This is a genomic window from Vibrio furnissii CIP 102972, from assembly GCF_000176175.1.
GTDB classification, from domain to species: Bacteria; Pseudomonadota; Gammaproteobacteria; order Enterobacterales; family Vibrionaceae; genus Vibrio; species Vibrio furnissii.
Genome location: NZ_ACZP01000019.1, coordinates 1 through 19,861, shown reverse-complemented (window position 1 = coordinate 19,861; position 19,861 = coordinate 1). Strand labels below are relative to the sequence as shown.

The 19,861-nt window shown below is 50.0% G+C and carries 19 protein-coding genes and 1 rRNA gene; 16 read left to right on the top strand and 4 right to left on the bottom strand.

Going from position 1 to position 19,861, the window contains the following annotated elements; genetic code table 11:
- Positions 1-163: 163 nt before the first annotated feature.
- The 10 genes from VFA_RS20220 to glmU all read left to right on the top strand — a co-directional run bounded on the left by VFA_RS20220 (position 164) and on the right by glmU (position 8,645).
- The gene (locus tag VFA_RS20220; protein WP_038152649.1) at positions 164-553 is read left to right on the top strand and encodes a F0F1 ATP synthase subunit I; all 390 of its coding nucleotides are present in this window, start codon (positions 164-166) and stop codon (positions 551-553) included.
- 8 nt (positions 554-561) lie between these two features.
- Positions 562-1,374 carry a F0F1 ATP synthase subunit A gene (atpB, locus tag VFA_RS20215; protein WP_004728713.1) on the top strand — a complete coding sequence of 271 codons (813 nt, stop codon included), beginning with the start codon at positions 562-564 and terminating at the stop codon, positions 1,372-1,374.
- Positions 1,375-1,433: 59 nt separating this feature from the next.
- On the top strand, positions 1,434-1,688 hold the full coding sequence (gene atpE / locus VFA_RS20210; protein ID WP_002540812.1) for a F0F1 ATP synthase subunit C: 255 nt from the start codon (positions 1,434-1,436) through the stop codon (positions 1,686-1,688).
- Between the two features lie 78 nt (positions 1,689-1,766).
- Positions 1,767-2,237: a F0F1 ATP synthase subunit B gene (atpF, locus tag VFA_RS20205; protein ID WP_038152647.1), complete on the top strand. Its 471-nt coding sequence runs from the start codon at positions 1,767-1,769 to the stop codon at positions 2,235-2,237.
- A 15-nt stretch (positions 2,238-2,252) separates the two neighbouring features.
- Positions 2,253-2,786, top strand: coding sequence for a F0F1 ATP synthase subunit delta (gene atpH, locus VFA_RS20200; RefSeq protein ID WP_004728711.1), 534 nt, complete (start codon positions 2,253-2,255; stop codon positions 2,784-2,786).
- Positions 2,787-2,799: 13 nt separating this feature from the next.
- Positions 2,800-4,341, top strand: coding sequence for a F0F1 ATP synthase subunit alpha (gene atpA, locus VFA_RS20195; RefSeq protein WP_038152645.1), 1,542 nt, complete (start codon positions 2,800-2,802; stop codon positions 4,339-4,341).
- A gap of 43 nt (positions 4,342-4,384) precedes the next feature.
- The gene (gene atpG / locus VFA_RS20190; protein ID WP_004728709.1) at positions 4,385-5,251 is read left to right on the top strand and encodes a F0F1 ATP synthase subunit gamma; all 867 of its coding nucleotides are present in this window, start codon (positions 4,385-4,387) and stop codon (positions 5,249-5,251) included.
- Positions 5,252-5,285: 34 nt separating this feature from the next.
- Positions 5,286-6,689 carry a F0F1 ATP synthase subunit beta gene (gene atpD, locus VFA_RS20185; RefSeq protein ID WP_004728708.1) on the top strand — a complete coding sequence of 468 codons (1,404 nt, stop codon included), beginning with the start codon at positions 5,286-5,288 and terminating at the stop codon, positions 6,687-6,689.
- Positions 6,690-6,707: 18 nt separating this feature from the next.
- Entirely contained in the window at positions 6,708-7,130 is a 423-nt protein-coding gene (locus tag VFA_RS20180) for a F0F1 ATP synthase subunit epsilon (RefSeq protein WP_004728707.1), read from the top strand.
- Between the two features lie 153 nt (positions 7,131-7,283).
- Positions 7,284-8,645 carry a bifunctional UDP-N-acetylglucosamine diphosphorylase/glucosamine-1-phosphate N-acetyltransferase GlmU gene (glmU, locus tag VFA_RS20175; protein WP_004728706.1) on the top strand — a complete coding sequence of 454 codons (1,362 nt, stop codon included), beginning with the start codon at positions 7,284-7,286 and terminating at the stop codon, positions 8,643-8,645.
- 34 nt (positions 8,646-8,679) lie between these two features.
- Here the strand turns inward: glmU and VFA_RS20170 are convergent, their stop codons facing one another.
- Positions 8,680-9,417: an amino acid ABC transporter permease gene (locus tag VFA_RS20170; protein ID WP_014204196.1), complete on the bottom strand. Its 738-nt coding sequence runs from the start codon at positions 9,415-9,417 to the stop codon at positions 8,680-8,682.
- A 93-nt stretch (positions 9,418-9,510) separates the two neighbouring features.
- Here VFA_RS20170 and VFA_RS20165 point away from each other — a divergent pair, with 93 nt between their 5' ends.
- Positions 9,511-10,284, top strand: coding sequence for a transporter substrate-binding domain-containing protein (locus VFA_RS20165; protein WP_004728704.1), 774 nt, complete (start codon positions 9,511-9,513; stop codon positions 10,282-10,284).
- A 91-nt stretch (positions 10,285-10,375) separates the two neighbouring features.
- On the opposite strand, the gene punC is transcribed toward VFA_RS20165, so the two are convergent.
- Positions 10,376-11,578 (bottom strand): purine nucleoside transporter PunC, encoded by a 1,203-nt coding sequence (gene punC, locus VFA_RS20160; protein WP_004728703.1) that lies wholly within the window; start codon positions 11,576-11,578, stop codon positions 10,376-10,378.
- Positions 11,579-11,731: 153 nt separating this feature from the next.
- Between punC and punR the strand changes: the two genes are divergently transcribed.
- Positions 11,732-12,637: a DNA-binding transcriptional activator PunR gene (punR, locus tag VFA_RS20155; protein WP_004728702.1), complete on the top strand. Its 906-nt coding sequence runs from the start codon at positions 11,732-11,734 to the stop codon at positions 12,635-12,637.
- 54 nt (positions 12,638-12,691) lie between these two features.
- Here the strand turns inward: punR and fadA are convergent, their stop codons facing one another.
- Both fadA and fadB read right to left on the bottom strand, forming a co-directional pair.
- Positions 12,692-13,855 carry an acetyl-CoA C-acyltransferase FadA gene (fadA, locus tag VFA_RS20150; RefSeq protein WP_004728701.1) on the bottom strand — a complete coding sequence of 388 codons (1,164 nt, stop codon included), beginning with the start codon at positions 13,853-13,855 and terminating at the stop codon, positions 12,692-12,694.
- A 25-nt stretch (positions 13,856-13,880) separates the two neighbouring features.
- Entirely contained in the window at positions 13,881-16,052 is a 2,172-nt protein-coding gene (gene fadB, locus VFA_RS20145) for a fatty acid oxidation complex subunit alpha FadB (RefSeq protein ID WP_004728700.1), read from the bottom strand.
- 217 nt (positions 16,053-16,269) lie between these two features.
- On the opposite strand from fadB, the gene VFA_RS20140 reads away from it, so the two are divergent.
- The 4 genes from VFA_RS20140 to VFA_RS20125 all read left to right on the top strand — a co-directional run.
- Positions 16,270-16,893: a YigZ family protein gene (locus VFA_RS20140; RefSeq protein WP_004728699.1), complete on the top strand. Its 624-nt coding sequence runs from the start codon at positions 16,270-16,272 to the stop codon at positions 16,891-16,893.
- 33 nt (positions 16,894-16,926) lie between these two features.
- Complete coding sequence (locus VFA_RS20135; RefSeq protein WP_004728698.1) at positions 16,927-18,384, top strand: TrkH family potassium uptake protein; 1,458 nt, start codon at positions 16,927-16,929, stop codon at positions 18,382-18,384.
- A 10-nt stretch (positions 18,385-18,394) separates the two neighbouring features.
- Complete coding sequence (gene hemG / locus VFA_RS20130; RefSeq protein ID WP_004728697.1) at positions 18,395-18,919, top strand: menaquinone-dependent protoporphyrinogen IX dehydrogenase; 525 nt, start codon at positions 18,395-18,397, stop codon at positions 18,917-18,919.
- Between the two features lie 486 nt (positions 18,920-19,405).
- Positions 19,406-19,861 (top strand): 16S ribosomal RNA (locus VFA_RS20125); the annotation flags it as partial.

Here is a 19,861-nt window from a genome sequence, read left to right as displayed (position 1 = left end):
TGTGAAAAATAAGATTTCTTTAGCGAAATATGTCGGTGTGTAAACAAAATTGTAACTTTTTGCAGCGTTGTAATTGCAATCAATTGATGTCACCGTATAATTTTCGCCAATTTCCGGCTCCAGCAATATGTTGTGTGTTGGACATTACTAGAGGTACGAATACATGGTAGCTGCGTTAGCTAGGCCAGGACGAGCGCTTGCAAAGCAATTGTTAATGATCCAGTTCGGCGCGGTTATGGTTGTGGCAGCAGGGATGGCGATTGCCGTAAATGCTGAATGGGGAATTTCAGCGCTGATTGGTGGGGGCATTTTTGTCTTCGCTAATGCAGTTTTTGCGCTGTGTGCTTTTATGTTTAGTGGAGCTCGTGCTGCAAAGCGAATTACGGCCTCTTTCTACACAGGTGAAACACTTAAAATCCTCATCACTATCGCACTGTTCTCTGTCGCCTACATGTATATGCAGGTGGAACTTGTTCCCCTAAAACTAACCTATTTGCTGGCTCTAGGTATTAATATCTGTGCGCCAGTGCTTTTCATTAACAACAAAAAATAGGATGAGTTATGGCTGCGCCAGGTGAAGCGCTAACATCGTCCGGATACATTGAACACCACCTTTCCAACCTATCGTTGTACAAGTTAGGTCTGGTTGCGGAGGAGACAAGTTTCTGGAACGTACATATCGATAGCCTGTTTTTTTCTTTGTTTACTGGACTGATCTTCCTTTGGGTGTTCCGTTCTGTGGCCAAGAAAGCAACAGCGGGTGTACCAGGCAAGCTACAGTGTTTTGTTGAAATAGTGGTTGAATTTGTCGATACCAACGTCAAAGACACCTTCCATGGACGCAATCCGCTAATAGCACCGCTGGCACTGACTATCTTTTGTTGGGTATTGCTAATGAACATCATGGACTTAGTGCCAATTGATTTCTTGCCGTATCCAGCACAGCATTGGCTCGGTATCCCTTACTTAAAAGTGGTCCCGTCTGCTGATGTGAACATCACCATGGCTATGGCTCTAGGCGTGTTCGCTCTGATGATTTACTACAGCATCAAAGTGAAAGGTCTAGGTGGGTTTGCGAAAGAATTGGCGTTACACCCATTCAATCACCCAATTATGATTCCGTTTAACCTGCTTATTGAAGTGGTGTCGCTACTGGCTAAACCACTCTCACTGGGTATGCGTCTATTCGGTAACATGTTCGCGGGTGAGGTTGTATTTATTCTTATCGCAGCGATGCTACCATGGTGGCTACAATGGTTGGGTTCACTACCGTGGGCTATCTTCCATATTCTGGTAATTCTGATTCAGTCTTTCGTGTTCATGATGTTGACAATCGTCTATCTGTCTATGGCACATGAAGATAGTGATCATTAATAAAAAATATTTAGCTTTTATTTGGGCTCATAAGCCAACAACAATAATTGGAGATAGTAATGGAAACTTTACTGAGCTTTTCTGCAATCGCCGTAGGTATCATCGTCGGTCTTGCTTCTCTTGGTACTGCGATTGGTTTCGCACTTCTAGGTGGTAAATTCCTGGAAGGCGCTGCTCGTCAACCAGAAATGGCTCCTATGCTGCAAGTTAAGATGTTCATCATTGCAGGTCTGCTGGATGCGGTTCCAATGATCGGTATCGTAATCGCACTGCTATTCACATTCGCGAACCCATTTGTTGGTCAACTAGGTTAATCACGTTTTGCCAGCGACAAACCCCGCAAGGTGGTTTGTCTTTGATTAACACGAAGTCCATATAGAGGGGTAGCTGTTGTGAATATGAACGCAACTCTGCTAGGTCAAGCACTTTCATTCGCACTGTTTGTGTGGTTCTGCATGAAATATGTATGGCCGCCAATCATTAAAGCGATTGAAGAGCGTCAGAAGAAAATTGCTGACGGTTTGCAAGCTGCTGAGCGTGCAAAGAAAGATTTGGACCTAGCACAAGCCAACGCTTCTGATTCACTGAAAGAAGCGAAGCGCACAGCAACTGAGGTCATTGAGGCAGCGAACAAACGTAAAGCGCAAATTTTGGATGAAGCGCGCGAGGAAGCTCAGGCAGAACGCCAGAAAATCCTTGCTCAAGCTGATGCTGAGATTGACGCCGAACGTAACCGTGCCCGCGATGAGCTGCGCAAACAAGTTGCAACTCTGGCGATTGCTGGTGCTGAGAAGATCCTTGAGCGTACGATCGATAAAGATGCGCACAAAGATATTCTCGACAACATTACTGCAAAACTTTAAGTCTGGGGGCGCCGAATGTCTGATTTGACTACAATTGCACGCCCCTATGCTAAAGCAGCATTTGAATTTGCGGTGGAAAAACAACAACTGGATCAATGGAGCCAGATGCTTGTTTTCGCTGCCGAAGTCGCAAAGAACGACCAGATGAAAGAGCTGTTAACCAGCTCGACCTCTGCCGATAAAATGGCAGAAATCTTTGTCGCAATTTGTGGCGAACAGTTTGATGCACATGGTCAGAACCTGCTGAAGGTAATGGCTGAGAATGGCCGCTTACAGGCCCTTCCGGATGTTTGTGCTCAATTCCATGCTCTGAAACAAGAGCATGAGAAGAAAGTCGACGTTGAAGTGATTTCAGCATCTGAACTTTCAGAGCAGCAACTGGCAGACATCAGCAACAAACTTGAGCAGCGTCTGGAACGCAAAGTTCAGCTGAATTGCAGTGTAGATGAGACCCTACTTGGTGGGGTAGTAATTCGAGCCGGAGACTTAGTCATCGATAACTCAGCGCGTGGTCGTTTGAACCGCCTGAGCGATGCCTTGCAGTCTTAATGGGGATTGGAGCATGCAACTTAATTCCACGGAAATTAGCGATCTAATTAAACAGCGTATTGAGTCTTTCAACGTTGTTAGTGAAGCTCGCAATGAAGGTACTATCGTTTCGGTAAGCGATGGTATTATCCGAATTCACGGCCTAGCGGACGTGATGCAGGGTGAAATGATTGAATTACCGGGTGGCCGTTATGCACTCGCACTTAACCTTGAGCGTGACTCGGTTGGTGCAGTTGTCATGGGTCCATATGCTGACCTGAAGGAAGGCGAAAAAGTTACTGGTACAGGTCGTATTCTAGAAGTACCAGTAGGTCCTGAACTGTTAGGCCGCGTAGTGAACACACTGGGTGAGCCAATCGACGGTAAAGGTCCAATCGAAGCAAAATTAACTTCTCCTGTAGAAGTGATTGCACCAGGCGTAATCGACCGTCAATCAGTCGATCAACCTGTACAAACTGGTTATAAATCAGTGGATGCGATGATTCCAATCGGCCGTGGTCAGCGTGAGCTGGTTATCGGTGACCGTCAAACTGGTAAAACAGCGATGGCGATCGATGCGATCATCAACCAAAAAGATTCAGGTATTTACTCAATCTACGTCGCGATCGGTCAGAAAGCTTCGACTATCGCAAACGTAGTTCGTAAACTTGAAGAGCACGGCGCTCTGAAGAACACTATCGTTGTGGTAGCGTCTGCTTCTGAGTCTGCAGCTCTGCAATACCTTGCGCCATACGCTGGGTGTGCAATGGGTGAATACTTCCGCGATCGCGGTGAAGATGCACTGATTGTTTACGATGATCTGTCTAAGCAAGCTGTTGCTTACCGTCAGATTTCTCTACTGCTACGTCGTCCGCCAGGCCGTGAAGCATTCCCTGGTGACGTTTTCTACCTCCACTCACGTCTACTTGAGCGTGCTGCTCGCGTAAGCGCTGATTACGTAGAACGTTTCACGAACGGTGAAGTGAAAGGCAAGACCGGTTCTCTAACGGCGCTGCCGATCATCGAAACCCAAGCTGGTGACGTATCCGCATTCGTACCGACTAACGTAATCTCGATTACCGATGGTCAGATCTTCCTACAAACTGAACTGTTCAACGCGGGTGTTCGCCCAGCAGTTGACCCAGGTATCTCAGTTTCTCGTGTAGGTGGTTCAGCACAGACGAAAATCATCAAGAAACTGTCAGGCGGTATCCGTACTGCACTTGCAGCGTACCGTGAACTGGCAGCATTCGCGCAGTTCTCATCGGATCTGGATGATGCAACAAAACGTCAGCTGGAGCACGGTCAGAAAGTAACAGAACTGATGAAACAGAAACAGTACGCTCCAATGTCTGTTTTTGATCAGGCTCTGACTATCTACGCAGCAGAGCGCGGTTACCTTGCCGATGTAGAACTGAGCAAAGTTCTAGATTTCGAGGCAGCTCTACTATCGTACGCTCGCGGTCAATACGCTGAACTTGCAGCGCAGATCGACAAGACGGGTGCTTACAACGATGACATCGAAGCACAGCTGAAGAAGCTGGTTGACGATTTCAAAGCAACCCAAACTTGGTAATAGGTCGGTGGCAAATTTTGCCACCAACTAATGGAGAGTAACGATGGCCGGCGCAAAAGAGATACGTAATAAAATCGGTAGTGTGAAAAGCACTCAGAAAATTACGAAAGCGATGGAAATGGTAGCAGCTTCAAAAATGCGTCGTTCTCAAGACGCCATGGAAGCTTCTCGTCCATACGCGGCAACTATGCGTAAAGTGATCGGTCATGTCGCCAACGCGAATCTAGAGTATCGTCATCCGTATCTAGAAGAGCGTGAAGCGAAACGTGTTGGTTACATCATTATTTCAACTGACCGCGGTTTGTGTGGTGGCTTGAACATTAACTTGTTCAAAAAAGCGATCACAGACATGCAAACGTGGAAAGAGAAGGGTGCAGAGCTGGAGTTGGCCATTATTGGCTCTAAAGCAACTGCATTCTTCAACAACAGCGGCGCAAAAGTAGCGGCTCAAGTGTCTGGTTTGGGTGATAGCCCAACGCTGGAAGACCTGATCGGTTCTGTTGGCGTGATGCTGAAGAAATATGATAACGGCGAGTTGGATCGTCTGTACGTAGTGTTCAACGAATTCGTGAACACCATGGTACAACAACCAAAGATCGATCAATTGCTACCTTTGCCTAAATCGGACAGCGAAGATATGCAGCGTGCGCATTCATGGGACTACATCTATGAGCCTGAACCAAAACCTCTGCTGGATGCGCTACTACTGCGCTACGTAGAGTCTCAGGTTTACCAAGGTGTGGTGGAGAACCTTGCTTGTGAGCAAGCGGCTCGAATGGTTGCGATGAAGGCTGCAACAGACAACGCCTCAAATCTGATTGATGACTTAGAACTTGTGTACAACAAAGCCCGTCAGGCGGCGATTACACAAGAACTGTCGGAAATCGTGAGCGGCGCAGCAGCGGTTTAAGCTTAGGTAAAACAAACAGTTTAGAGGATTAACGATGGCTACAGGTAAGATCGTACAGATCATCGGTGCAGTAGTCGACGTAGAGTTCCCACAGAGCGCAGTACCAGGTGTTTACGATGCTCTGACAGTTGCAGAAGCAAAAGAACGTCTGGTTCTTGAAGTTCAGCAACAACTTGGCGGTGGCGTAGTACGCGCAATCGTAATGGGTAGCTCGGATGGTTTACGTCGTGGAATGTCAGTTGAAAACACTGGCGCTCCAATTTCAGTACCAGTAGGGACTAAAACGCTAGGTCGTATCATGAACGTCCTTGGCGATGCGATTGATGAACGCGGTGAAATCGGTGCTGAAGAGCTTTACTCGATTCACCGTGAAGCACCAAGCTACGAAGAGCAGTCTAACGCAACTGAGCTGCTTGAAACGGGTGTAAAAGTCATTGACTTGATTTGTCCATTCGCGAAGGGTGGTAAAATCGGTCTGTTCGGTGGTGCAGGTGTAGGTAAGACCGTTAACATGATGGAACTTATCAACAACATCGCACTGCAACACTCCGGCCTGTCTGTATTTGCGGGTGTTGGTGAGCGTACTCGTGAGGGTAACGACTTCTACCACGAAATGCAGGAAGCGGGTGTTGTTAACATCGAGAAACCTGAAGAATCAAAAGTAGCGATGGTTTACGGTCAGATGAACGAGCCACCAGGCAACCGTCTGCGTGTTGCTCTGACTGGTCTGACGATGGCTGAGCGCTTCCGTGACGAAGGTCGTGACGTACTGCTGTTCATCGATAACATTTACCGTTATACCCTTGCGGGTACAGAGGTATCGGCACTTCTGGGTCGTATGCCATCTGCGGTAGGTTACCAGCCAACACTGGCTGAAGAGATGGGTGTACTTCAAGAACGTATCACGTCAACTAAGAAAGGTTCTATCACGTCTGTACAGGCGGTATACGTACCTGCGGATGACTTGACCGACCCGTCACCAGCAACCACATTTGCGCACTTGGATGCAACGGTTGTATTGAACCGTAACATCGCAGCGATGGGTCTGTACCCAGCGATCGACCCATTGGATTCGACATCTCGTCAACTTGATCCACTGGTTGTGGGTCAAGAGCACTACGACATCGCGCGTGGCGTGCAGCAAACACTGCAACGTTACAAAGAGCTGAAAGACATCATTGCGATTTTGGGTATGGACGAACTGTCTGAATCCGATAAGCAAGTTGTGGCTCGTGCGCGTAAGATTGAGCGTTTCCTTACTCAGCCTTACCACGTAGCGGAAGTCTTTACAGGCGACCCAGGTGTTTACGTACCACTAAAAGAAACTCTACGTGGCTTTAAAGGCCTGTTAGCTGGTGACTACGACGATGTTCCAGAGCAAGCGTTCATGTACTGCGGTGCAATCGAAGATGCTCTTGAGAATGCGAAGAAGCTATAAGGCTAACTAGGAGGCGATATGGCAGCAATAACCTTTCATCTGGATGTTGTGAGTGCTGAGAAGAAAATCTTCTCCGGTCTCGTTGAAACGTTCCAGGTGACCGGTAGCGAAGGTGAGCTGGGTATTTTCCACGGCCACACTCCGCTGCTGACCGCTATTACGCCGGGAATGGTGCGTATTGTGAAACAGCACGGCCACGAAGAAATCATTTATGTTTCTGGTGGTATCATTGAAGTTCAGCCTGGCACAGCGACTGTGCTGGCTGATACAGCAATCCGTGGTGAAGACCTAGACGCAGCGAAGGCAGCAGAAGCCAAACGTCGCGCTGAAGAACACATTCAGAATCAGCATGGCGACATGGACTTCGCGCAAGCGGCCAGTGAACTGGCTAAAGCCATTGCTCAGCTTCGAGTGATCGAGTTGACAAAGAAACGTCGTTAATCCCATTAACGATGTTGAGACCCAAAGGCGACCGCTCGGTCGCCTTTTTGCTTAATTTTTATCAGAAATTTACGTCAATCATTTAACACCCTCAAATTAAGCCGCTAAAATGCTGACATTATTTGTGTTTACGTCAGGTAAGTTAGGTTCCCAATGAAATTTAGTGCAGTGATTCTTGCTGCGGGTAAAGGCACCCGTATGCATTCCAACATGCCCAAAGTGCTTCATACGCTTGCGGGCAAACCGATGGCGAAACACGTCATCGACACCTGTAATAGCTTAGGTGCGCACAACATCCATCTGGTGTATGGCCACGGTGGCGATCAAATGAAGCAAGCGCTGGCGGATGAAAACGTCAACTGGGTATTGCAGGCAGAACAGTTGGGCACCGGGCATGCGGTGGATCAAGCGTCGCCTCAGTTTGAAGATGATGAAAAGATTCTGGTGTTGTACGGCGATGTGCCGCTGATTTCAGAAGAGACCATTGACAGTTTATTGGATGCTCAGCCAACAGGCGGCATTGCGCTACTGACAGTAGTGCTGGACAACCCAACCGGCTACGGTCGTATTGTGCGTAAGAATGGCCCCGTCGTGGCGATCGTCGAACAGAAAGATGCCACTGAAGAGCAGAAACTGATTAAAGAGATCAACACGGGTGTGATGGTCGCGACAGGTGGCGATCTGAAACGTTGGTTGGCTGGGTTAAATAACAACAACGCACAAGGTGAATACTACCTGACCGACGTGATTGCAGCAGCGCACAATGAAGGCCGTGCGGTCGAAGCCGTGCATCCCGTGAGTTCCATTGAAGTGGAAGGTGTCAACGATCGCATTCAATTGGCGCGTCTTGAGCGTGCTTTCCAAGCGCGTCAGGCGAACAAGCTGCTGGAGCAAGGCGTGATGCTGCGCGATCCGGCGCGCTTTGATCTGCGTGGTGAGTTGCAGTGCGGTACGGACGTTGAAATCGATGTGAACGTGATCATCGAAGGATCGGTGTCGATCGGCAATAATGTGGTGATCGGTGCAGGTTCAATTCTGAAAGATTGTGAAATCGACGACAATACCGTGATTCGTCCGTACAGCGTGATTGAAGGCGCGACTGTCGGTGAAGATTGTACCGTGGGGCCTTTCTCTCGTCTGCGTCCGGGCGCTGAATTGCAAAACGATGCGCACGTTGGCAACTTTGTCGAAGTGAAAAACGCGCGTTTGGGTCAGGGCTCAAAAGCCAACCATCTGACGTATTTAGGTGATGCTGAAATTGGTCAACGCGTCAATATTGGTGCGGGCGCAATCACTTGCAACTACGATGGCGCAAACAAACACAAAACCGTGATTGGCGATGATGTGTTTGTCGGATCGGATAGCCAGCTGGTGGCACCGGTCACCATTGCGAACGGCGCCACGATTGGTGCGGGCACCACATTGACGCGCAATGTGGGTGAGGGTGAGTTAGTGATCACTCGCGCTAAAGAGAAGATTGTCACGGGCTGGCAACGCCCAGTGAAGCAAAAATAAAACGTAAGGCCTGCTGTAAAGCAGGCTTTTTTATTTATTGCGGCAGTGCGAGTTTCTTCTCCAAGCGGCGTACGCCGTACGACACGAGCAGAATCAGTATCAGATACTCTAGAACCAAAAAGGTGTAGATTTCGAGCGGCAAATATTCCGTCACCACCAGCTCATTGGCGCGGCGGGTCAGATCGCTCAACCCAATCACGCTCACCAGCGATGACATCTTCAGAATATAGATAAACTGATTGCCCAAGGGCGGCAGGATGTGCCGCAATGCCTGAGGCAGAATCACCAAACGCATTTTTTGCCAATCACGTAACCCGAGGGCTTGGGCCGCTTCGTGCTGGCCACGATCAATGGCCTGAATCCCGCCTCGAAACACTTCGGCCATAAAGGCACTTTCCGCTAGACTCAGCGCCATGACCCCGGCGGTAAAATGGTTGAGTGACAGGTCAAACAACACGGGCAAGCCGTAATAGATCCACAGCAGGAGCACTAACAGCGGAATTGCGCGCACCACCTCAACATACACGCGATTGGCTTGGCGCAACGTGCGACGCGGCGACAGCGCAGGTAGAGCCACCATCAGCCCCAATCCCATGGCCAGTACCATACTCAGCAATGACAGACTGAGCGTGTCACCAAAGCCTGCAATGAGAAATGTAAGATTCCGTACACCTTGAGCCGTGAACGGATCGAGAACATACCAGCCCCATTGGTATTGGCTGCATCCGGTGAGCAGCAGCGTACATAGGCCAACACTGTATTGTCGAATCACACGCCACCTCAGTTGACTAAAAAAACAGCAGAGATACTGCTATGTTAACCATAGTGCAAGATATTGAATGACCCGCTATTTAAGGATGAAATGATGAGAAAACGAATCGCGCTCTTGGGGCTGTGTTTGTTGGTTGCCGTGCCGAGTTATGCACAAAGTCGTCTGCAGACGGTGTTGAATACCGGCGTGCTGCGTGTTGGAACGACTGGTGACTGGAATCCGATGAGCATCAAAGATCCGGCAACCAATCGTTATCGAGGGTTTGATATCGATGTGACCACTGAATTGGCCAACGATCTTGGGGTGACGGTCGAGTACGTGGCCACCGATTGGAAAACTTTGGTGAATGGCATCACGGCCAATAAATATGACATCACCGGCAGCGCCTCACTTAACATGTCGCGGGCCAAAGTGGCCGGTTACAGTCAGCCTTATTTCTATCTGGCGTTTGTGCCCGTGGTGCAAAAAAGTGAACTGAGCCGTTATCAGGATTGGCAGGACTTTGATCAGCCGAACGTGAAAGTGGCCGCCACGCTTGGTACGGTGCAAGAGAAGATGGTGAAAGAATTCTTCCCCAATGCGCAGCACATTGTGATTGAAGCGCCAGCCCGTGATTATCAGGAACTGTTGGCCAAACGTGCTGATGTGTCGGTGACCTCCAATGTAGAGGCCGCCACGCTGGTGGACAAATTCAGCCAGTTGGCGATTGTGCCAGTGAAAGCGGCGCGCCGTCCCACCCCGATTGCAATGCTGTTACCTCAGGATGATCAGGTGTGGATCAATTACATCAACCATTGGGTGGAACTGAAAAAGACGCAGGGCTTTTTTCGTCAAACGGCAGAAAAGTGGGGGCTGAAAAGTCTCTAAACAGTGCTGCTTGATGCGCGGCAACTTTTGATTCGCGGGAGCTCTCGATTTTCGGAAACAAAAAAAGCGCCTCGATTGAGGCGCTGCGTTTTTATTTGTCCTGCACGACGCGTGCATTGTCTGGCGTCGTGAAGTGTTTGTTCAACTCGCGATTTGCCAGAATGTAGCCAATCCACAGGCCGAACATGCTGACCACAATCGCAATTCCCGTCACCATCTGTGCTTGGCTGGCAAAAGCGGCCACCAAGGCACTGGCCAAACTGGCTACACAGATTTGTAGGCTATTTTGTAAACCCGCGGCAGTCGCTGGGCTCTCTTTCGCGCTCGACAATGCGCGGTTCACCACAATCGGATACAACGCGCCGTTAGCCACAGCAATCAGGCAGAACGGGGCCAGAATTGGCCAGATGGACGTCAGTGTCCATTGTGACGCAATAAAAATCAGGACCGTGGAGAGCGTGAATAGCGCCAATAACTGTTTCAGTACGGCTTCATCGCCAAACTTACGAACGCACAGTTTCCCCATGTAGCCACCGACCATAAACGCGATGGTTTGTGGAATAAAACTCAAACCGATGTCTTTTGCTTCATAGCCCAACTGCGCCATGATTTCTGGCATACCAGTAAGGTAGGCAAAAAACGCGGCGGATGCAGTGGCGAACATCAACACGTTGCCAAGGTAAGATTTACTGCTCAACAGGTGTTTGATGTCTTGTGTAATGGATGTCGTTTTGGGTTCACTGATGACATTTTTTTGCATGCCAGTACTGATCACCAAGGCAAGGCCAATGATTGTCAGGGCGATAAAAATACTGTGCCAGCCGAAATGATCCGCCAACACCACGCCTAATTGAGGTGCCAGCGCCGGAGACAGCGCGACCAGCGGCATAATGGTGGCAAAAATTTGTTGGCTGGTTTGGCTTGGGTAACGTTTGATCACCATGGCTTGCCAAATGACCGCGGGCGCACAAACCCCGATCGCTTGCACGAACCGTAAAGAGAGCAGCTGCCACACTTGATCGCAGAACGCCAAGCCTGCCGACGCGAGAGTAAACACCAACAACCCGGTGATCAGGGTATTGCGATGACCGAATTTGTCCGATGCCAAGCCCCAGAGCAATTGGCCAGAAGCCATCCCAACCAGAAATACCGTCAGAGAGAGCGCAATTTGTTCCGGCCCGGTGGCAAAGTCTTGTTCCATGATTTTGAACGCCGGCAGATACATGTCGGTGGCGATAAAGCCGAGCATGGAGAGCGCGGCTAAATAAAACAGTTGTAATGGCGATACTTTCATTGTTCTTCTCATCAAAAAAATTAATTCAATTTGATCCTGTCTCTTTGGGCGCCAACCAGGATTTCTAAGCGTTATTATTTTATTTTTGGTTTAAGATGAAATGAAACGCGAAATTTGTTAGTTATCGTTCAAAAAATTTGATAGGTAAAAATCATGTTTTCTAAATCCTCGCTGGAGCTGCTCGATACGGTGGCTCGTTTGGGCAGCTTTACCGCGGCGGCGGATGTGCTACATAAAGTGCCTTCTGCGATCAGCTACAGCGTGCGACAGGTTGAAACTGAGCTTGGTGTGGTGCTGTTTCGCCGTCTGCCCCGTAAGGTGGCACTGACGCCAGCGGGTGAACTGTTTATGCAAGAGGCTCGGCAACTGTTACGGCAGATGGAAGAGCTGAAAGCGCAAACGCGGCGGGCGGCGCACGGTTGGCAAAAAACGCTCAAGGTTACGTTAGACAATGTGGTGAAATTGGATCGGATGAAGCCGATGGTGGAAGATTTTTACCGCACGTTTGAATTTGCTGAGTTACAAATCAACATGGAGGTGTTCAACGGCTCATGGGAAGCGATTTCTCAAGGGCGCGCTGACATCGTGATCGGCGCAACGTCTGCCGTACCGGTGGGGGGCGATTTCGAAGTACGTGACATGGGCGTTTTGGATTGGGCATTTGTGATGTCGCCTGCGCATCCGTGTGTGCGTGAGCAAGCGCTCACTGAAGCATTTGTCAGCCAGTTTCCGGCGATCTGCCTTGATGATACTTCGAGTGTGTTGCCCAAGCGCCACACGGGTCATTATCCGCAGCAGCGACGTCTGCTGCTGCCCAATTGGTACAGCGCCATTGAATGCCTGAAAAATGGTGTGGGTGTGGGGTATATGCCGCGGCATATGGCGCAGCCGTTATTGGCCAGCGGTCAGTTGGTGGAAAAGCGCTTACCGGATGAACTGCCGCTCAGCCAATGTTGTCTGGTGTGGCGTAAAGACGACAATCACAAATTGATTGAGTGGATGGTGAACTATCTCGGCAGCAGTGAGCAGCTACATCAAGATTGGTTGCAGGCGTATTGAGCCAGAATCACAGGAAATAAAAAAGCCAGCGTTTGCTGGCTTTTCAGTTGCCGCTTATGGGCGTTCAAAGATGGTGGCAATCCCTTGGCCCAAGCCGATACACATGGTCGCTAAGCCGTATTTGGCGTTCTTGGCTTCCATTAGGTTGATCAGCGTGGTGGAGATGCGTGTGCCGGAACAGCCTAACGGGTGGCCGAGCGCAATCGCGCCGCCGTTGAGGTTCACCTTGTCATCCATCTTGTCCAACAAGCCGAGGTCTTTGGCACAGGGCAGCGACTGAGCCGCAAACGCTTCGTTGAGTTCCACCACATCCATATCGTCGATGCTCAGACCGGCGCGTTGCAGCGCTTTTTTCGTCGCTGGAACTGGGCCGTAACCCATGATGGAGGGATCGCAGCCCGCAATGGCCATCGACTTCACGCGCGCGCGAATGGTCAGGCCCAGTGCGTTGGCTTTGGCTTCACTCATCACCAGCATCGCAGATGCACCATCCGACAATGCCGATGAGGTGCCCGCCGTCACGGTGCCGTTGGCCGGGTCAAACACCGGGCGCAGTTCCGACAAGCCTTCCACGGTGGTTTCCGGACGAATCACTTCATCGTAATCGAGCGTGAACAGCGTGCCGTCTGGCGCATGGCCTTCAGTTGGCAGGATTTCGTTTTTAAAACGCCCTTCCAGTGTTGCTGCCTGCGCACGTTGATGAGAGCGGGCGGCAAACGCATCTTGCTGTTCACGGCTGATGCCGTGCAGTTTACCCAGCATTTCTGCTGTTAAACCCATCATACCTGCGGCTTTGGCGACGTTTTTCGACATGCCCGGGTGGAAATCCACGCCATGCGTCATCGGGACGTGACCCATGTGTTCAACACCGCCGACGATACAAATTTCCGCATCGCCGACCATGATCGCACGCGTGGCATCATGCAGCGCCTGCATGGATGAACCACACAAACGGTTGACGGTGACCGCGCCGATTTCAATCGGCAGCCCCGCCAGCAGCGCGGCATTTCGGGCGATATTGAAGCCTTGCTCCAAGGTTTGCTGTACACAGCCCCAATAGATGTCTTCGATGTCGTGCGGGTCTACCTGAGGGTTACGCGATAGCAGGCCTTTCATCAGATGCGCCGACAAATCTTCCGCACGCTGGTGGCGAAATGCCCCGCCTTTGGAGCGACCCATCGGAGTACGAAGGCAATCAACAATCACTACATTATTCATTTTGTCATTCCTTTTCCAAACGGGATTATAGCGAGCTGGCTTGCTGTGACTGGTAAAAGCTTTCGCCTTTTGCCGCTTTGTCGATCAGCAGTTGTGGGACTTGGTACATGGCACCCAAGTGTTCATATTGTTTCGCCATCGCGACATAGTTAGCTAGGCCAATGCTGTCGAGGTAACGGAACACGCCGCCGCGGAAAGGAGGGAAACCGAGGCCGTAGACCAACGCCATATCCGCTTCTTGTGCTGTGGCGATAATGCCTTCTTCCAGACACAGGGCGACTTCGTTGATCATCGGAATAATCATTCGAGCGATAATGGTTTGTGCGTCAAATGCCGCTTTCTCACCACACACGGTTTCCAGTACGGGCAGAATATCGCTTGAGAACGCTTTTTTCGGTTTGCCTTTCTTATCAATTGTGTACTGATAGAAGCCTGAACCGTTCTTCTGACCATATTTGTTCGCTTCATACAGGGCATCAATCGCGTCACGGCCTTGTTTACCCATACGTTGCGGGAAACCTTGCGCCATCACTTCTTGCGCGTGATGCGCGGTATCGATACCGACCACATCCAGCAGGTACGCCGGCCCCATGGGCCAACCGAACTGACGTTCCATCACTTTATCAACCTGAGTGAAGTCCGCACCGTCACGCATCAGCAGGCTAAAGCCGCCAAAGTAGGGGAACAGCACGCGGTTGACGAAGAATCCCGGACAGTCATTGACCACAATCGGCGATTTACCCATCTTGGCGGCGTAAGCCACAACGCGGTTAATGGTGTCTTCAGAGGTGTGCTCGCCGCGAATGATTTCAACCAGCGGCATGCGATGTACCGGGTTGAAGAAATGCATGCCACAGAAGTTTTCCGGGCGCTGCAGCGATTTGGCCAGCAGATTAATTGGAATGGTTGAGGTGTTGGACGTAATGATGGTCTCAGCAGAGACGTTTTGTTCCACTTCGCTCAATACCGCAGCTTTAACTTTTGGATTTTCCACCACTGCTTCGACGATCACATCGGCTTGTTCGATACCTGCGTAATGCAGGCTTGGCGTGATGGAAGCCAGAACGCCAGCCATTTTAAAACCATCAATTTTGCCGCGTGCCAGCTGTTTATTCAGCAGCTTGGATGCTTCGGTCATGCCTAAATCCAGTGATGTCTGCGCGATATCTTTCATCAGTACCGGCACGCCTTTGCTCGCAGACTGGTAAGCAATGCCACCACCCATGATGCCGGCACCCAGTACCGCTGCACGCTCTGTGGCTTTGCTGGCTGCTTTGGCGGATTTTTTCGCCAGGCCTTTGATGTATTGATCGTTGAGGAAAATACCGACCAACGCTTGTGCTTCCTGAGATTTCGCCAGCTTGATGAAATGTTTGCGTTCGATCGCCAGCGCTTCATCGCGCGCGCAGCGAGCGGCTTCTTCAATCGTTACGACAGAAGTCATTGGCGCCGGGTAATGTGGGCCTGCCAATTGCGCGACCATGCCTTTGGCCATGGTAAAACTCATCATCGCTTCGAGCTTGCTGAGCGTCAGCGGCGATGTTTTTTGCTGACGACGCGTTTGCCAGTCGACTTTTTCATTGATGGCTTGTGTTAATGTCGCCAGCGCCGATTCCAGTAGTTTGTCGCTGTCGACCAGCGCGTCTAGCAGGCCGATTTTTAAGGCTTCTTCTGCGCGGCAGGCTTTTCCTTGCGTGATGATTTCCATCGCGCTGTCTGCGCCTACAAGGCGTGGCAAACGAACTGTGCCACCAAAGCCAGGCATGATGCCGAGTTTGGTTTCTGGTAAACCGATGCTGGTGGTTTGATCGCCGATGCGGAAGTCGGTCGCGAGTACACACTCACATCCACCGCCGAGCGTGAAGCCTTTCAGTGCGGATAAGGTGGGAACGGGCAAATCTTCCAGCTTATTGAAAATGCGGTTGGCAAAGATCAACCAGTCATCGAGCTCGGATTCTGGCTTGGCAAATAAGCCGAGAAATTCGGTGATGTCGGCACCGACGATGAAGGCGTCTTTGTTTGAAGTTAACACAACCCCGGTTAGTCCGGCATGCGCACTCAGGGCATCCAGCGCTTCATCAAGCGATTGCAGGGTGGCGAGGTCAAGCTTATTGACGGATTCGGGTGAGCAGAAACTTAACTCCGCAATACCATCATGTAATTCCTTTACCTGTAGGGTTTTGGCTTGGTAAATCATTGTCTATCTCCGTGACATACAATCCGCGATTGTGTGTGAGAGTTTTTGTTGTATTAATGTTCTGGTTTGACCAGTAAACTCAGTGTGAACTTGAGATTGGTTAATTTCAATACATTTTTTAAACATCTGTTTAACATTGTGCGCTCATCCCAATCCTAGGTCATTTTTTGCCAGCTCGTGATACACTTGCCGACCTTTTCACCACGGCGCGAGAAATATGAACGTTCAGCCTTATCTCATTCCTGCGGCTCCGGTTCGTTTTGAAGAAGAAATCAAAAAGAGCCTCTTTATTACGTATTTAGCGCATACGCCAAATATGGAAGCTGCCAAAGCGTTTGTGGATGCGATCAAAGCGCGCCATGCGGACGCGCGTCATAACTGCTGGGCGTTTGTTGCCGGGCGGCCACAAGACTCAATGTTGTGGGGATTCAGTGATGATGGCGAACCCTCGGGCACGGCTGGGAAACCGATTTTGGCGCAGTTGTCGGGATCGGGCGTCGGGGAAATGACAGCGGTGGTGACCCGTTATTATGGTGGAATTCGTCTGGGAACCGGCGGTTTAGTGAAAGCGTATGGGGGCGGTGTGCAACAAGCGCTTAAGTTGCTTCAAACTATTGAGAAAAAAATCACCACTCAACGACACCTGACGCTAGACTACGGATTAGTTGCATTGGCGCAATCGATCATGGCGCAATTCGACGCGGTGGAAGTGGACGCGCAGTATGGAGAATGCGTTCAACTGACGGTGGAACTGGAATGTCTTCATGCCGAAGACTTTACTCAAAGTCTGATCAATAAGAGCGGCGCCAAAATTGTGGTGGCCCGTGTGGAAAACAATTAGGAAGTCAGAAGCACAGCTTCGTTAAGTCTATTCATGCAATTTCGTTCAATCATTCGAATCGTCGGGCTGTTGCTCGCTTTGTTCAGCGTATCGATGCTGGCCCCTGCGCTGGTGGCTTTGATCTATCGCGACGGCGCTGGCGTTCCTTTCGTATCGACTTTCTTTGTGCTGCTGTTGTGCGGTGGCGTATTTTGGTTTCCCAATCGACGTCACCGTCATGAACTCAAAGCCCGCGATGGCTTTTTGATTGTGGTGCTGTTCTGGACGGTTATCGGTAGCGCTGGCTCACTGCCATTTCTGCTGGCCGACAATCCCAATGTTTCGGTCACCGATGCTTTTTTTGAATCCTTCTCGGCATTGACCACCACCGGCGCGACGGTGATCGTCGGCTTGGATAACCTTCCCAAGGCAATACTGTTTTATCGTCAGTTCTTACAATGGTTTGGCGGGATGGGGATCATCGTCTTGGCCGTGGCTATTTTACCCGTACTGGGGATCGGGGGAATGCAGCTGTATCGCGCCGAAATCCCCGGCCCGGTGAAAGATAATAAAGTGACGCCGCGGATCGCGGAAACCGCCAAGGCGTTGTGGTACATCTATTTAAGTTTAACCATCGCTTGTGCGGGCTCGTTCTGGATGGCGGGAATGACGCTGTTTGATGCGATTTGTCACAGCTTCTCGACCATTGCGATTGGTGGTTTCTCCACGCACGATGCCAGCATTGGTTATTTTGACAGTTATGCCATCAACATGATTACGGTGGTGTTCTTGCTGATCTCCGCGTGTAACTTCACGTTGCACTATGCTGCTTTTGCGACGGGGGGGGTGCATCCCAAGTACTACTGGAAAGATCCAGAGTTTCGCGCCTTTGTGGTGATTCAAGCGATTTTGTTTGCCATCTGCTTTTTGATGTTACTCAAGCATCACTCCTACGATTCGCTTTACGATGCCTTTGACCAAGCGTTGTTCCAAACCGTGTCGATTTCAACCACAGCAGGGTTTACCACCACAGGATTTGCGGACTGGCCACTGTTTCTACCCGTGCTACTGTTGTTCTCTTCTTTTATTGGTGGCTGTGCCGGATCGACGGGAGGCGGGATGAAAGTCATTCGTGTGTTCCTACTGACCCTGCAAGGCGCACGTGAAATGAAGCGCTTGGTGCACCCGCGCGCGATTTATCACATCAAGATTGGCGATAGTGCGCTGCCACAACGCGTCGTGGATGCGGTGTGGGGGTTCTTCTCCGCCTACGCATTGGTATTTGTGGTGTGCATGTTGGCACTCATTGCGACGGGGATGGATGAATTGAGCGCATTTGCCGCAGTCGCGGCAACGCTAAATAACCTTGGTCCCGGTTTGGGTGAAGTCTCAATGCACTTTGCCAACGTCAACGATACGGCCAAATGGATTCTGGTGGTGTCGATGTTGTTTGGGCGCTTAGAGATCTTCACGTTATTAATATTGCTGACGCCAACGTTCTGGCGTAGCTAAGGAAGAAGTTGTGAAAGCATTATTGTTGTATTCCAGCCGAGAAGGGCAAACCCAAAAAATCATTCGCGCCATCGCAGCGCAGCTGAGCGAGTATGAGTGTGACATTCAGAATCTGCACGAATGTGAGCGCGTGGATTTCGCTGCGTACGACAAAGTTTTGATTGGGGCGTCTATTCGTTACGGTCACCTAAACAAAAAGCTCTATCACTTCATCACACGTCATTTAACGCAACTGACGCAAAGCAAAGCCGCTTTCTTCTGTGTGAATCTGACGGCACGTAAAGAAGAACAAGGTAAAGATACGCCGGAAGGCAGTGTCTATATCCAAACCTTTCTGAAAAAGTCACCTTGGCAGCCTGCACTGATTGGCGTGTTTGCAGGGGCGCTGTATTACCCAAGATACCGTTTCTTCGACAAAATGATGATTCGTTTCATCATGAGCATGACTGGGGGCGAAACGGACACCACCAAAGAAGTGGAGTACACCAATTGGGAAAAAGTGAGTCAATTCGCGCTAAAATTTAAAAAGATGTAAAGAAAACCAGCAGATTTGTGGCCTTTTGACTCTTTTTTAGTCGAACGATAAAAAATGCATAAAATTAGGCAAAAAAACTATTGCCAAAAATCGAGGTCTCCCTATAATGCCGCCTCGCTGACACGGGAACGGTTCGTTAGAAAAGTCCTTGATTAGCGGGTCATTTAGCTTCATCAAATGTGATGAAAAAAGTTTTGAAAAAAGTGGTTGACACTAAAACTTAACTCGCTAAAATGGCCGTCCGCTTTGAGAAGAAAGCTTCGAAAAGCAAAGCTCTTTAACAATATAAACCTATCAATCTGTGTGGGCACTCGTTGATGATAATCGAAGATGATTCTAAAGAATCAACTTAGGTATCAATGAACTGAGTGACCAATCGATACTTCGGTATCGGCACAGTCAATTCATTATCGTTCTGTTGGAACGATAATAGCTTTGAATTACTAAGGTAATTTGAAGTCAGTATTCATTGAGCCACAAAATCTTAAATTGAAGAGTTTGATCATGGCTCAGATTGAACGCTGGCGGCAGGCCTAACACATGCAAGTCGAGCGGCAGCGACAACATTGAACCTTCGGGGGATTTGTTGGGCGGCGAGCGGCGGACGGGTGAGTAATGCCTGGGAAATTGCCCTGATGTGGGGGATAACCATTGGAAACGATGGCTAATACCGCATGATAGCTTCGGCTCAAAGAGGGGGACCTTCGGGCCTCTCGCGTCAGGATATGCCCAGGTGGGATTAGCTAGTTGGTGAGGTAAGGGCTCACCAAGGCGACGATCCCTAGCTGGTCTGAGAGGATGATCAGCCACACTGGAACTGAGACACGGTCCAGACTCCTACGGGAGGCAGCAGTGGGGAATATTGCACAATGGGCGCAAGCCTGATGCAGCCATGCCGCGTGTATGAAGAAGGCCTTCGGGTTGTAAAGTACTTTCAGCAGT